Here is a 13377-nt window from a genome sequence, read left to right on the forward strand (position 1 = left end):
ATTTATAAGTTAAATCAATTCCGGGGTTTTATTTGAATTGATTTGACTATTTAAATTAAATAAGGGAATTTAGATTAATATCTAAATTTATCAGCTATGCTGAAAACGGAGGATTATATACATGAATCTTACAACTCAAAAAAGATTAGCTGCTAGTATACTCAAAGTAGGTCTTAATCGTGTATGGATTGATCCAGAAAGATTAGAAGAAGTATCTATGGCAATTACTAGAGAAGGTGTAAAGCAGTTAATTAATGATGGAGCTATTAAAGCAAAACCTCAAAAAGGTATTAGTAGCTACAGATCTAAAAAAATTAAAGAACAAAAAGCAAAAGGTAAAAGAAAAGGTAGAGGTAGCGTAAAAGGGGCTAAAAAAGCACGTACTCCTAAGAAAAAAGCATGGATGACTACTATCAGGGCTTTAAGAAAAGACCTTAAAGAAATGCGTGATGAAGAAGTAATTGATGCTACTACCTATCGTAAATTATACAAAATGGCTAAGGGTGGCGCATTTAGAAGTAAATCTTACATGAGAAACTACGCCCGTGACCATGATTTAATTAAAGGAGAGGAATAAGCATGGCACAAGGAACTAATTATAAAGTAGCATTCAGAAGAAGAAGAGAAGGAAAAACTGATTATGCAGCTAGATTAAAATTAGTCGACTATGACAAATCCCGTTTAGTTGTTAGAGTTTCAAATTCTCATGCAACTGTTCAAGTAATTAATTATGCTCCTGAAGGAGACATCACTGTTGCTTCTGCTGTAAGTAAACAATTAGCTAAATATGGATATTTAGGAAGCACAGGTAATCTTTCATCTTTCTACTTAACCGCATATCTTTGTGCTAAAAGAGCATTAGCAAACGGTGTAGAAAGTGCAATTTTAGACATTGGTTTAAAATCACCAATCAAAGGATCTAAAGTATTCGCTGCTCTTAAAGGTGCAGTTGATGCTGGTTTAGATGTTCCTCACGGAGATTTCATTTTCCCAGAAGATGAACGTATCAGAGGAGAACATATTGCTAATTACGCTGAATCTTTAGATGATGACGAAGTTAATAAAAAATTCTCAAAGTATTTCGAAAGAGGTCTCAATCCTGTAGATTTACCAGAAAACTTTGATGAAACTATTAAGAATATTGATGAGGCAGAGGAATAACTATGAGTTTTAATATTGATGAATGGGAACCTAAAACTAAAATGGGCAGATTAGTTAAAGACGGTACCATTACTGATATCGATGAAATTTTTGAAAAAGGTCTTCCAATCATGGAATTAGAAATAGTCGATGCCTTAATTCCGGATTTAGAAGAAGAAGTAATGGATGTTAACTTAGTTCAAAGGATGCATAAATCTGGTAGAAAAGTTAATTTCAGAGTAATTGTTGCTGTAGGTAACAAGGATGGATATGTTGGTTTAGGCCAAGGTAAAGCTAAAGAGGTTGGTCCTGCAATCAGAAAAGCTGTTGATAATGCTAAATATAACATTATTAAAGTTAGAAGAGGTTGTGGAGACTGGGGTTGTGTCTGTGGAAGAGAACACACCGTACCTTTCAAAGTACAAGGTAAAACCAGTAGTGTAAGTGTTACTTTAATGCCAGCTCCTGCAGGTGTAGGTTTAGTAGTTGGTGATGTTGGTAAAACTATCTTAAAACTTGCTGGTATTCATGATGTATGGTCTCAAACTTTCGGTCAAACTCAAACTACTGTCAACTTTGCTAATGCAGTATTCGACGCTTTAAAAGAATTAAGTAATGTTAAAGCTTCTAAAGAAGACCTCAAAAAAATGGGAGTTAACTACTAATTGGTGATTACTATGTTTTTAGTTATTAGAATTAGAGGAACTACTGGTGTTATTCAAAATGTTGCAGACACCTTAGATATGTTAAGACTTAACAGAATCAGCCATGCAGTTTTAGTTGAAGAAAATCCTAGTTACGAAGGTATGCTTCAAAAAGCTAAGGATTACATTACTTGGGGAGAAATTGATGCTGAACTTTTAGCTAAAATCATCGCTAAAAGAGGTAGACTCCCAGGTAACAACAAAGTTACTGATGAGTATGTTGCAGAAAATTCTGATTATAACAACATTGCAGAATTAGCTGAAGCTTTAATTAATTCTGAAGTAAAATTAGCTGATGTCGGTATTAAACCTGTATTCCGTTTACACCCTCCAAGAAAAGGATATGAAGATATTCGTTTATCCATTAACGAAGGTGGATCTTTAGGTTACAGGGGAGAAGAAATTAAAGACCTTGCAATAAGAATGCTTTAAATCGGGTGTGTAATATGATTAGAACAAAACGTAAAATTAACAAACAAAGAGGTTCTAGATCCAACGGTGGAGGCTGTACCAAAAAACGTAGAGGTGCAGGTAACAAAGGTGGAAAAGGTAAAGCAGGTATGGGCAAACAACACTGGACCTGGACTGTAATCCATGACCCTGACCACTTTGGTAAACATGGTTTTAAAAGACCTCAAAAAATGATTAAAAAAATTAGCGCAGTTAATCTAATTTATTTAGAAGAGCAAGCTGAAAATTTAATTGCTAAAGGATTAGCATCTAAAGAAGGTGACGCTATTGTTATTGATGTTACTGATTTAGGTTATGATAAAGTTTTAGGTAAAGGAAAAATAACCAAAACTTTCAAAATTTCAGCACCACAATTTTCAGCTTCCGCTATTGAAAAAATTGAAGAAGTAGGAGGAGAAGCTATAGAATTATAGCTTTTTTTCTTTTATTATATAGAGGAATAAAATGTCAGCACTAGAAGTTTTAGAGCCAATATTTAAGTTCATTCCTGAAGTAAAATCCCCTGTTCACAGAGAAGACTTTAATGAAAAACTTAAATGGACTGCTCTTGTTTTAGTATTATATTTTATATTGACTTTAATTCCATTATATGGTGTTGCTCCTGGGGCAATAGATAACTTTGCTCAAGTGAGAGCTGTAATGGCAGGTTCATTCGGTTCTATTCTTACTTTAGGAATTGGACCGATTGTTACTGCTTCAATTGTTTTGCAATTATTAGTTGGTTCAAATCTTTTGGATTTAGATTTGTCCTCCCATAAAGATAAATCCCAGTTCCAAGCTACACAAAAGCTTTTATCAATTCTTTTTACAATTTTTGAAGCTAGTGTTTTAGTGTTTACTGGTAACATTTCACCAATGGACAGTTCATATACATTAATATTGATTTTCCAATTGGTTATTGGTGCATTGGTTATTATCTATCTCGATGAAGTCGTATCTAAATGGGGATTCGGAAGTGGGATAGGATTATTCATTGCAGCAGGTGTATGTCAAACTATTATTGTTGGTACATTCAGTATATTGAACGGTACCGATGGTTTGTTTGCAGGTATTATTCCAAAATTCATACAACAGGCTACTACTGGAGTATATGACTTTATTATATTGATTCCATTAATCGCAACTATTGTAGTATTCTTAGTTGTTCTTTATGGTGAAGCTATGAGAGTGGAAATTCCTATTTCTCATGGTAGTGTAAGAGGTCACGGAAGAATCAGAGGATCTGTTGGTAAATATCCATTAAAATTTGTTTACTCAAGTAACATGCCAGTTATTTTGACAAGTGCATTACTTGTAAACGTAACCTTGTTCGCAAACCTTTTCCAAAAAATTGGAATTCCAATTTTTGGTCACATTGATGCGGGTAAACCTGTTGATGGAATTGCATGGTTGCTTTCAACACCTAAATGGTACATGTTTGTAACAGAACCAATCCATGTAATTGTATATGCAATATTTTTCATTGGATTCTGTATGTTATTCTCATATCTTTGGGTAGAAATCAGCGGATTAAATGCTAAAAAGATTTCTGAACAGCTTTACAATTCAGGTATTCAGATACCTGGTTTTAGAAGCAGTAAACGTCAGTTATATAAAATATTGAAAAAGTATATTCCTGCACTTACCATTATCAGTGGTATATATGTAGGTCTTATTGCTTTCCTTGCAGATTTAACCGGTGCTTTAGGTGGAGGTACTGGTGTTTTACTTACTGTAGGTATTATTCATAAGCTTTATGAAGAAATGGCAGAAGAACAACTTATGTCTGCAAATCCAATTCTTAGAAAAGTTTTAGGAGGAGATTAATTCTCCTAAACTTATTCATATTAATATGTGAGGGATTAAATTGAAATTAGTAGTATTAACAGGTATTCCAGGTTCTGGAAGTACAACATTGCTTAAAAAAGCACTTGAAGAAGTTGATTATGTCCACTTAAACTATGGTGACATAATGACTGAAATAGCAATTGAAAGAAAAATTGTTGAAGATAGAGATTCTTTAAGGAAATTACCGGCTGAAACTCAAAAGGAAATTCAAGCTGAAGCTGCTAAAGAAATAAAAAGAAGATCTGAAAATGATAATGTTATTGTCGACACCCATTGTACCATTAACACTCCATCTGGTTTTTTACCAGGTTTACCAATTTGGGTTTTAGAACAATTACAACCAGATCGCTTTATATTAATTGAAGCTAATCCTGATGAAATCATTTACAGAAGATTAAATGATGATACACGTGTTAGAGATGTTCAAAAAGCTAAAGAAATTGATTTACACCAACAAATGAACAGAGCTACTTCTATGGCTTATGCTACTTTAACAGGCGCTACTGTTAAAATTGTTGAAAATCATGACAATCATTTAAATTCTTCAGTTTCAAAATTAGTTGATGTATTAAATTTATAGGGGATTAATTATGGTTGATATATGGGGAATGATTTATGAAGCATTGAATTCAGTTTTCAATCCAATTCTCGCTATGGACCCGAATCCGGCTAATCCTGCTTTGACTGTATTGATAATTGCATTTATCGTTTCATTAATTACAACAATTGCAAATAAATATCTGGTCGATCAGGATGAGATGAATGATGTGCAAGCAAAAATGAAAGAATTCCAAAGTGAACTTAGAGAAGCTCAAAAGAAGGGAGATGGCAAAAGAGTTGCTGAACTTCAGGCTCAACAGTCTGACATGATGCAAATGCAAAGTAAAATGATGTCCAGTCAATTCAAACCTATGATTGTAACTTTTGTTCCAATTATTTTGATTTTCTTCTGGATGAGAACTTCAGCAATTCATGACTTAGTTATTATTTTACCTAAAACTGTATACTGGGTTACTTTAACTCCTGTTTGGCATTTTATTGGTCAATTTTTATATGGTGGTAAAGCAACAATTCCATACGGTATTGGTTGGTTATTATGGTATATGATATGTACTTTTGGTATGAGTCAAATAATAAGAAAATTCTTAGGATTCAAACAAGGGTTCTAAATCAACCTTTTAAACATACATTTATTAATGATGAAAAAGATATATTGTAGTATTCTATATTGAATACGCTATTACACAATTATTAAATTTTATTAAATTAATTATTAGGTGATTAAATGCCTGAAAATAGGTTTAGATCAAGATCATATAAAAGAATTCATAAAAACACTCCTGGTGGAGATAATGTTTTAAGATATAAAAAGAAAAAACCATCTAAGCATGTTTGTGCTGAATGTGGTAAAGTCTTACATGGTGTTCCTCGCGGACGTCCATATGAAATTGGAAAATTATCAAAAACAGCTAAAAGACCTAACCGTCCATATGGTGGGTACTTATGCTCAAGTTGTGCTCGTAAAATTTTCAAAAACGAGGCTAGAAAATAATGATTATTACTATTGGCGGATTAGCTGGAACTGGAACTACAACTACTGCTGAGCTTCTCAGTAAAAAGTTAGATATTCCATATATTTCTGCAGGTTTTGTATTTAGAGAAATGGCTGCAGAAAGGGGTATGAGTGTTCTTGAATTTAGTGAGTTTGCTGAAGGTAATGATGATATTGATAAAGAAATTGATAAAAGGCAAGCTTTAAAAGCCAAAGAAGCAGAAAATCTTATAATTGAAGGGAGACTATCAGCATTTTTTGTTGATAATGCTGATTTGAAGATTTGTTTAGTGACTCCATTTGATGTCCGTTCCAAAAGGATATCAGATAGGGAAAATAAATCTGTTGAAGTGGCTAAAAACGAAATCATTGTTCGTGAGAAAAGTGAAGCTTTAAGATACATGGAAATCCATAATATAGACATTTCTAATATGGATGTCTATGATATAGTTATAAATACTGGTACTTTCAATCCTGAAAAAGTATCTGAAATCATTATTCAAACATTAAAGGTGATATAAATGGCATCAATCGAAGTAGGTAGAGTATGTGTTAAAATCGCTGGTAGAGAAGCTGGCGAAAAATGTGCAATCGTTGAAATTATCGATGAAAACTTTGTAGAAGTTGTTGGTGAAGCAGTTAAAAACAGAAGATGTAACATTGCTCACTTAGAACCAACTGAAGATTCTATCGATGTTTCTGGCGATATTGATTCTATCAAAGCAGCTTTAGCTGACTTATAAATCTAAATGAATAATTCAAATATTATTCATATCTTTTTTTATTTACTATTTTTTTAAGGGTTTTTTTCATGAAATTTAACATGGTTACTAAATCTAAAAGTTTTTCCAATCCTGAATTTGGCTGTAAGCCTGAAGAAAGGGAAATTACTGATTATATATCTCAAGGAGTAATTAATTTGGATAAACCGTCTGGTCCAACATCTCATGAAATTGACTCTTGGATTAAACGAATTTTAAATCTGGAAAAATCAGGTCACGGCGGTACATTAGATCCTAAAGTGACTGGAATATTGCCTGTTGGCTTGAACGATGCAACTCGAGCAATTCAATTGCTTTTAACAGCTCCAAAGGAATATGTTTGTTTACTAACATTTCATCAGGATGTTTCAGAAGAAAAGATTCGTGAAGTATTTGCAGAGTTTACAGGAAAGATATTCCAATTGCCTCCTGTTAAATCAGCGGTTAAACGGGAAATGAGAACCCGTAATATTTATTATTCGACCATTTATGAAATAGATGGTAGAGATGTCCTTTTCAGAATAGGCTGTGAAGCAGGAACCTATGTCAGGACATATTGTCATAATATAGGTGAGGCATTAGGTGTTGGAGCTCATATGGCTGAGCTTAGAAGAACACAGGTAGGTTCATTTACAGAAAAGAATAACCTGGTCACATTGCAGGATGTTACTGATGCTTATCACTTTTGGAAAGAGGATGGCGATGAATCATTCTTGCGCGAAGCTATTATGCCGATGGAAAGGGCTGCTGATTACTTGCCGAAAATCATCATTAAAGATTCAGCAGTAGATGCAGTTTGTCATGGTGCTGATTTGGCAAATGGTGGAATTGTTTCTTTGGCAGATAATATTCAAAAAAATGATATTGTGGCTATTGAAACTCTTAAAGGCGAGTTAGTTGGTGCAGGTAATTCCTTATTAAATTCAAATGAAATTTTGGAAGCTGATTCTGGTTTTGCAGTAAATGTTTCTAAAGTGTTCATGAAACCTGATACTTATCCAAGATTTTGGAAATGATTTTCCCATTGCGTGCCTATTTGATGCAATGTTAATAACTTATCTTGCAAATTGGGTGAATTAGTTAATTTGCATGCATTAAATATTAGACTGCTATTAAAATATTATTTACTTTTTTTCATTATAACAACATTTATTTTTTATAAAGTCAAATAATATATTAGGTGATTTTAAATGAGTTTACTATTTATAATAATACTTGTTGTAATTATCTTGTTTATTTTAATTACAATTGTACATTTGTATAATAATCTTGTTAATCTAAGAAATAGAGTAAAAAACAGTTATTCACAAATTGATGTTCAACTCAAAAGAAGAAATGATTTAATACCTAATCTTGTTGAAACCGTAAAAGGATATGCTGCTCATGAAAAAGGCGTTCTTGAAGAAGTTACAAAAGCAAGAGCAGGAGTCATGAATGCAAATGGTGTTGAAGAGGTCAGTGCTGCAGATAACCAATTAACTGGTGCATTGAAATCTTTATTTGCTGTTGCTGAAAGTTACCCTGACTTAAAAGCAAATAGTAATTTCCAACAATTGCAAGCGGAATTATCTGATACTGAAGATAAAATTTCATATGCAAGACAATTCTATAATGATGTTGTTTTAAAATATAATAATGCATGCCAAACATTCCCAAGCAATATTTTTGCTAAATTGTTTCATTTTGAAGAAGCAGAATTCTTTGAAGCACCTGCAAGTGACCGTGAAGTGCCAGAAGTTAAATTTTAATTAAGAGGTTTATATGAATAATAGAAGGGTATTGGGGATAATTTTTTTATTCCTAATATTAATTTCAGCAATTTCTCTTGTTTCAGCAGAAGACCGTAGTTATTCTATTGAACATTCATGGATTGATTTGACTGTTGGAAGTAATGGTTTACTTCATGTAAATGAGACATTTCAGTACTCCTTTGATGGTGAATTTTCAGGAGTCTATAGGGACATTACCATTCGGGACGGTCAAAATATTTCCAATATTAAGGTAACTGCTGATGGAGCATATCCCGTTTTAAAACAAGAAGATCAAGATGGTAAAAAACACCTTGTGATAAACCTGTATTCCGATGCAGCCCACACTAAAAAGATAAAGGATTGTGAGGTTAAGGTTACTTTAAATTATGATTTTTCTGGTGTTGTAACATTGTACAATGATACAGGACTTCTCCAATACAATATGTGGGGTAAAAATTGGGATACTGGCGTTGGAGGTATCGATTTAAAAATCCATGCTCCTCTACTTCACACCTTCCGATTTGATAAAATCCAATAATACAGATGGAAACCTGATTACAGCCACTACTAACAGTATTCCTGATGATAAAGTATGTGGTTTTGTTCTTTTAATGCCTGTGGACGATTTTAACAATGCAAGCTATGCTAGACATTTGAATGAAAATGGTAAGGAACAAGTTCTTAAAAGCATTAATGACAGTTTGAATGGTGAAAAATTTTGGAATTCCATATTGTCATTTTTAACTTTCATACCATTCTTAAGTCCAATCGGTGCAATAATTATATATTTGAGACATGGTAGGGAACCTAAAGTTGATTATGATGGTATATATGAAAGGGAATTGCCTACAAATGACTCTCCTGCTGTTGTAAATGCACTTGTTGACAATAAAAGTGATATTGGAAATCCGAATATGAAAGGATTTGAAGCAACAATTTTAAGTCTGATTGATAGGAAAGTCCTTGACCTATACTCAAAGGAAAACAGTGAAACAGAGACTCATGATTTGTTTTTAACATTCAATTACGATTCAAAAAATGAATTGAGTGACAGTGAAACAATCGTATTCGATACTTTAGAAAACTTTGCTGATGACGGTACATTGAATTTATCCACTTTAAACGATACATTGCAGAATAGTTTCAATGCAGGATGGTTTGCAGACCAGATTAAAAATTGGCAAAGCCATGTCATTTTTGAACTTGATGATAATGGTGTTGAATCATACTTTAACGATACTGGCTCATCACAAATGTTTGGACTTGCCATTTTTGGAATTGTTTTAGGTATTGCAATTGCAGCTATCGGATTTTTCTTTGGAGGAACCCATACACTTACTACAATTGTTGCAGGAATTGCTTTACTGGTATTTTCAATAATTCTATTGTTTATTCCTGAAAGTGTTTTTGGACAATGGACAGAAAAAGGCAGACTCTTCTATCTTAAATGGTCAAACTTTAAGAAGTTCTTGCAAGATAACAGTTTAATTAAAGAACACCCTCCTGAATCAATTGTCATTTGGAAACAGTATCTGATTTATGGTGCGGCTCTTGGAGTAGCTGACAAGGTTTATGATGCCATGAAATTGCAAATGCCGGATATTTATGATTATAATGATGGTATTTTCTTATATCATAACTATGGAGGATATTACATGATGCATAATGCATATTATATCGGCGATCATATGGGTGACTCTTCATCATCCGATTCATTTGATTTCGGTGGTTTCGATGACTTCGGTGGTGGAGGATTCGATGGTGGAGGTGGAGGAGCATTTTAGCTTCTCTTCTATTTTAATTTTTTGATATTATGGATATGAAACAACTATTTCCTTTAATTCTACTTTTTTTTATTTTATTTTTAGCAGTTTCTAGCGTGTCTGCTGATGACGATAAAAGTTATACGATTGACCAGGCTTTCATAGATTTGACCGTCGCAAGTAATGGATTGCTTCATGTAGACGAGCAATTTGATTATACTTTTAAGGGAACTTATAATGGTGTTTATAGGGATATTCCTCTAAAGTCCGGTGAAAGCATTGACAATATTAAAGTATCGGCTATCGGAGCACATCCTGTTCTTAAACAAAGCGATGAGAACGGAAAAAAGCACCTTAAGATATATTTATATGCTGATGAGGCACACACTAAAAAAATCCATGATTGTTCAGTATCTGTTTTCATCAGTTATGATATGAAAAACGTTGTAACATTATTTAATGATGTAGGTGCTCTTCAATATAAAATCTGGGGAGATGAATGGGATGTAGGGGTCGGTAGTGTAATAACATCAATCACTCTTCCGGGCAATAAAAACAACACTTACTTTTTAAACCCTGATGAATACACGGTTAACAAAAATTCAAATGGAACTACTATTACTGCTGAAACCACTTCTATTCCTAGGGGTGAAATATATGAAGCACTTATCTTAATGCCTTTATCAGATTTCAAAGATGCAACTTATGCAAAGCATGTTAATGAGGATGGTAAAGATAAGATTCTTAAAAATTTAAATGACAGCATAAGCAGCAGGAACTTTTGGAACACGACATATTTGATTTTAGGGTTATTATCTATCTTAAGTCCAATTGGAGCCATTTTTACATATTTGAAATATGGTAGGGAACCTAAAGTTGATTATGATGGTATATATGAAAGGGAATTACCTTCAAATGATTCTCCAGAGATAATTAATGCACTTATAGACAATAAGGATTCAATTGGAAAGCCCAATATGAAAGGATTCCAGGCATCTATCATGAATCTCATTGATAGGGGAGCTCTCCGGATGGAAACACAGGAAAACATGGATTCGGAGGAAAAAATTCTGTTAATAGATTTCAACAATGTTGACAATGCCGATTTGTCTTTAAGTGAAAAAAGTCTTGTTAATGCATTGTATCCATTTGCTGAAAATGAAATTCTGAATTTATCTTCTTTAAATGATAAACTGTCTTCACAGCGTAATGCTAAAAGTTTTCAGGAGGATTACAACACATGGGCAGATCATGTTAAAAATGAAAGCAGCAGTAAACGGTCAGAATACTTTGATGGTAGGGGTTCTACATTAATATCTGCTATTGGTTTTTTAGGTCTTGCTTTTGGAGTTGTTATAGCTATTTTGGGATTTTTAACTGAACTTGGAAACGGCTATATTTCAATTTTGGGTGGAGGATTCCTGATAGTCTTTTCATTGGCTTTGATGTTTGTTCCTGAAGACATATTCGGAAGATGGACAAAAGAAGGTCGGCTATTCTATCTTAAATGGTCAAACTTTAAGAAATTTTTAAAGGATAACAGTTTAATTAAAGAACACCCTCCCGAATCAATAGTCATTTGGAAAAAATACTTGATTTATGGTACTGCTCTGGGAGTAGCAGACAATGTTTTCAAATCCATGAAAATGCATGTGCCTGATATTTCAGATTATGATGATGGTATCTTCCTGTATCATTATTATGGAGGATATTATGTATTTAGTCAGGCATTCAAGACAAGTGAATCTGCAGCAAATCCTTCATCCGGTTCAGGTGGCTTCGGTGGATTTGGCGGAGGATCTGGAGGGGGAGGAGGTGGAGCATTCTAGTTCCATTTCTTCACTTCAATTTAATTTTTTATTATTTTTAAAATATCTAAAAAATATCATATTTAAGCAATACCTTTATATATGTTAAAGTAAATATATTATGTTATCATGTTATTCTAGATAATGTGATGTGCAAGTATTTGCTAACTATTTTATGCCGAGATAGTCTAGCCTGGTAAGGCGCGAGACTGGAAATCTCGTGGGCATTCCGCCCTCCTGGGTTCAAATCCCAGTCTCGGCGTTTATTAGTTTTTAACTTAGTTTTTTTGTTTTATTGAAAATACTTGTTAAACTGATATTTTTGCACTCTTAGTTTATTTAAGCTAAGTTTTACATTGTTGAAAGAACTGTGTTTTGAGAAATTCAAAACATTCGAATCTATATTTTACGTCTCGTAGGTTCGCTCTATAAATGGAGGTTATTTAATGGAAGACGAATTTAAGCACTTAGTGCGTATTTCAAGAAAGGATGTAAGTGGTAATAAAACCATTGAACAAGCTTTAACCGAAATTAAAGGTGTTGGAATATCTTTATCTAAAACTATGTGCCGTACTTTAGACTTAGATTTAGACTCTAAAATTGGATACATTGCTGACGAAGATGTTTTAAGAATTGAAGAAATTTTAGAAAATCCTCAGAAATTTGACATTCCATCATGGATGTTAAACAGAAGAGAAGATTACGAAACTGGTGACGATATTCATTTAATTGAATCTGATCTTGACATGACTTTAAGAGATGATTTAAACAGGATGAAAAAGACCAGAAGTTACAAAGGTAGAAGACACGAAGTTGGTTTACCTGTTAGAGGTCAAAGAACCAAATCTACTTTCAGAAAAAGTTCTTCAGTTGGTGTAAAACGTTCACGTGGATAGGCATGAACTTTTTTTATAAATTTATTTTGAATTCAATTTTATAAGGAGATGTTTTAATGGGACAACCTAGAAAATCAAGGAAAAAGTATAATACACCACCTCATCCTTGGAATGCAGAAAGAATTAAAAATGAAAATAAATTAATGACTAAATATGGTTTAAAAAACAAAAAAGAGATTTGGAAAGCTGATACTTTAGTCAGAAGATACAGTAGGGAAGCAAGATACTTACTTGGTTTTTCCGCTGATCAAATGCAAGAAGAAAAATTAGAATTATTAGGACACTTAGCTAGAACCGGTGTTTTGCCAGAAGGTGCTGCTCTTGAAGATATTTTAGATTTAAATGTTGAAGATATCTTAAGAAGAAGATTACAAACTATTGTATATAAAAAAGGTTTAGCTCGTACTCCTAAAGAAGCAAGAATGTTTGTTGTACACGGTCACATAACTTTAAACGGTAAAAAAATCAATTCACCAAGTTATGTAGTATTGAAAGGTCAAGAAGATGAAATCGGTTTCTACCGTTCTTCACCTGTAGCAAAACAAATTGAAGAGTACAACAAAAATAAGGATGATAAAGCTAATACAGAAGAATAAAGGGTGTAATTATGGCAAAAGATGAAAAATGGGGTATAGCTAATATTTACTCATCATTCAATAACACTATTATTACTGTAACAGATATTACTGGTGCTGAAACTATTT

Annotated in this window: 19 protein-coding genes and 1 tRNA gene; all 20 read left to right on the forward strand. The window is 33.1% G+C overall.

What is annotated here, in order from left to right:
• The first annotated feature begins 121 nt into the window (after positions 1–121).
• On the forward strand, positions 122–577 hold the full coding sequence (locus QZ143_RS04900; protein WP_292608564.1) for a 50S ribosomal protein L19e: 456 nt from the start codon (positions 122–124) through the stop codon (positions 575–577).
• A gap of 2 nt (positions 578–579) precedes the next feature.
• Positions 580–1161, forward strand: coding sequence for a 50S ribosomal protein L18 (locus QZ143_RS04905; protein WP_292608567.1), 582 nt, complete (start codon positions 580–582; stop codon positions 1159–1161).
• Between the two features lie 2 nt (positions 1162–1163).
• Entirely contained in the window at positions 1164–1805 is a 642-nt protein-coding gene (gene rpsE / locus QZ143_RS04910; protein WP_292608570.1) for a 30S ribosomal protein S5, read from the forward strand.
• 12 nt (positions 1806–1817) lie between these two features.
• Positions 1818–2276 (forward strand): 50S ribosomal protein L30, encoded by a 459-nt coding sequence (locus tag QZ143_RS04915; RefSeq protein ID WP_292608573.1) that lies wholly within the window; start codon positions 1818–1820, stop codon positions 2274–2276.
• Positions 2277–2290: 14 nt separating this feature from the next.
• Complete coding sequence (locus QZ143_RS04920; RefSeq protein WP_292608578.1) at positions 2291–2728, forward strand: uL15 family ribosomal protein; 438 nt, start codon at positions 2291–2293, stop codon at positions 2726–2728.
• 31 nt (positions 2729–2759) lie between these two features.
• Positions 2760–4121 carry a preprotein translocase subunit SecY gene (secY, locus tag QZ143_RS04925; protein ID WP_292608581.1) on the forward strand — a complete coding sequence of 454 codons (1362 nt, stop codon included), beginning with the start codon at positions 2760–2762 and terminating at the stop codon, positions 4119–4121.
• A gap of 40 nt (positions 4122–4161) precedes the next feature.
• Positions 4162–4722, forward strand: a complete 561-nt coding sequence (locus QZ143_RS04930; RefSeq protein WP_292608585.1) for an adenylate kinase — start codon at positions 4162–4164, stop codon at positions 4720–4722.
• Positions 4723–4732: 10 nt separating this feature from the next.
• Positions 4733–5311 carry an EMC3/TMCO1 family protein gene (locus QZ143_RS04935; protein ID WP_292608588.1) on the forward strand — a complete coding sequence of 193 codons (579 nt, stop codon included), beginning with the start codon at positions 4733–4735 and terminating at the stop codon, positions 5309–5311.
• A gap of 116 nt (positions 5312–5427) precedes the next feature.
• Positions 5428–5694, forward strand: coding sequence for a 50S ribosomal protein L34e (locus tag QZ143_RS04940; protein ID WP_292608590.1), 267 nt, complete (start codon positions 5428–5430; stop codon positions 5692–5694).
• Positions 5694–6215, forward strand: coding sequence for a (d)CMP kinase (cmk, locus tag QZ143_RS04945; protein ID WP_292608594.1), 522 nt, complete (start codon positions 5694–5696; stop codon positions 6213–6215). Before QZ143_RS04940 ends, cmk begins: the two co-directional genes overlap by 1 nt.
• Positions 6216–6437, forward strand: a complete 222-nt coding sequence (locus QZ143_RS04950) for a 50S ribosomal protein L14e (RefSeq protein ID WP_292608596.1) — start codon at positions 6216–6218, stop codon at positions 6435–6437. It begins immediately after the preceding gene.
• Positions 6438–6505: 68 nt separating this feature from the next.
• Complete coding sequence (locus tag QZ143_RS04955) at positions 6506–7471, forward strand: RNA-guided pseudouridylation complex pseudouridine synthase subunit Cbf5 (protein ID WP_292881802.1); 966 nt, start codon at positions 6506–6508, stop codon at positions 7469–7471.
• Between the two features lie 174 nt (positions 7472–7645).
• On the forward strand, positions 7646–8203 hold the full coding sequence (locus tag QZ143_RS04960) for a LemA family protein (RefSeq protein WP_292881804.1): 558 nt from the start codon (positions 7646–7648) through the stop codon (positions 8201–8203).
• A 13-nt stretch (positions 8204–8216) separates the two neighbouring features.
• Entirely contained in the window at positions 8217–8744 is a 528-nt protein-coding gene (locus QZ143_RS04965) for a DUF2207 domain-containing protein (protein WP_292881808.1), read from the forward strand.
• The gene (locus QZ143_RS04970) at positions 8701–9990 is read left to right on the forward strand and encodes a DUF2207 domain-containing protein (RefSeq protein WP_292881811.1); all 1290 of its coding nucleotides are present in this window, start codon (positions 8701–8703) and stop codon (positions 9988–9990) included. Before QZ143_RS04965 ends, QZ143_RS04970 begins: the two co-directional genes overlap by 44 nt.
• Positions 9991–10085: 95 nt before the next feature.
• Positions 10086–11798: a DUF2207 domain-containing protein gene (locus QZ143_RS04975; protein ID WP_292881814.1), complete on the forward strand. Its 1713-nt coding sequence runs from the start codon at positions 10086–10088 to the stop codon at positions 11796–11798.
• A gap of 156 nt (positions 11799–11954) precedes the next feature.
• Positions 11955–12039: transfer RNA gene (locus QZ143_RS04980), tRNA-Ser, on the forward strand.
• Between the two features lie 184 nt (positions 12040–12223).
• Positions 12224–12673, forward strand: coding sequence for a 30S ribosomal protein S13 (locus QZ143_RS04985; RefSeq protein WP_292881817.1), 450 nt, complete (start codon positions 12224–12226; stop codon positions 12671–12673).
• Between the two features lie 56 nt (positions 12674–12729).
• Entirely contained in the window at positions 12730–13269 is a 540-nt protein-coding gene (locus QZ143_RS04990) for a 30S ribosomal protein S4 (RefSeq protein WP_292609885.1), read from the forward strand.
• Between the two features lie 11 nt (positions 13270–13280).
• Positions 13281–13377: 30S ribosomal protein S11 (gene rpsK, locus QZ143_RS04995; RefSeq protein ID WP_292881820.1), on the forward strand; the 97-nt coding region annotated here is incomplete at its 3' end.

Source organism: Methanobrevibacter sp. UBA188, assembly GCF_905234905.1.
In the GTDB taxonomy this organism is placed as follows: domain Archaea; phylum Methanobacteriota; class Methanobacteria; order Methanobacteriales; family Methanobacteriaceae; genus Methanocatella.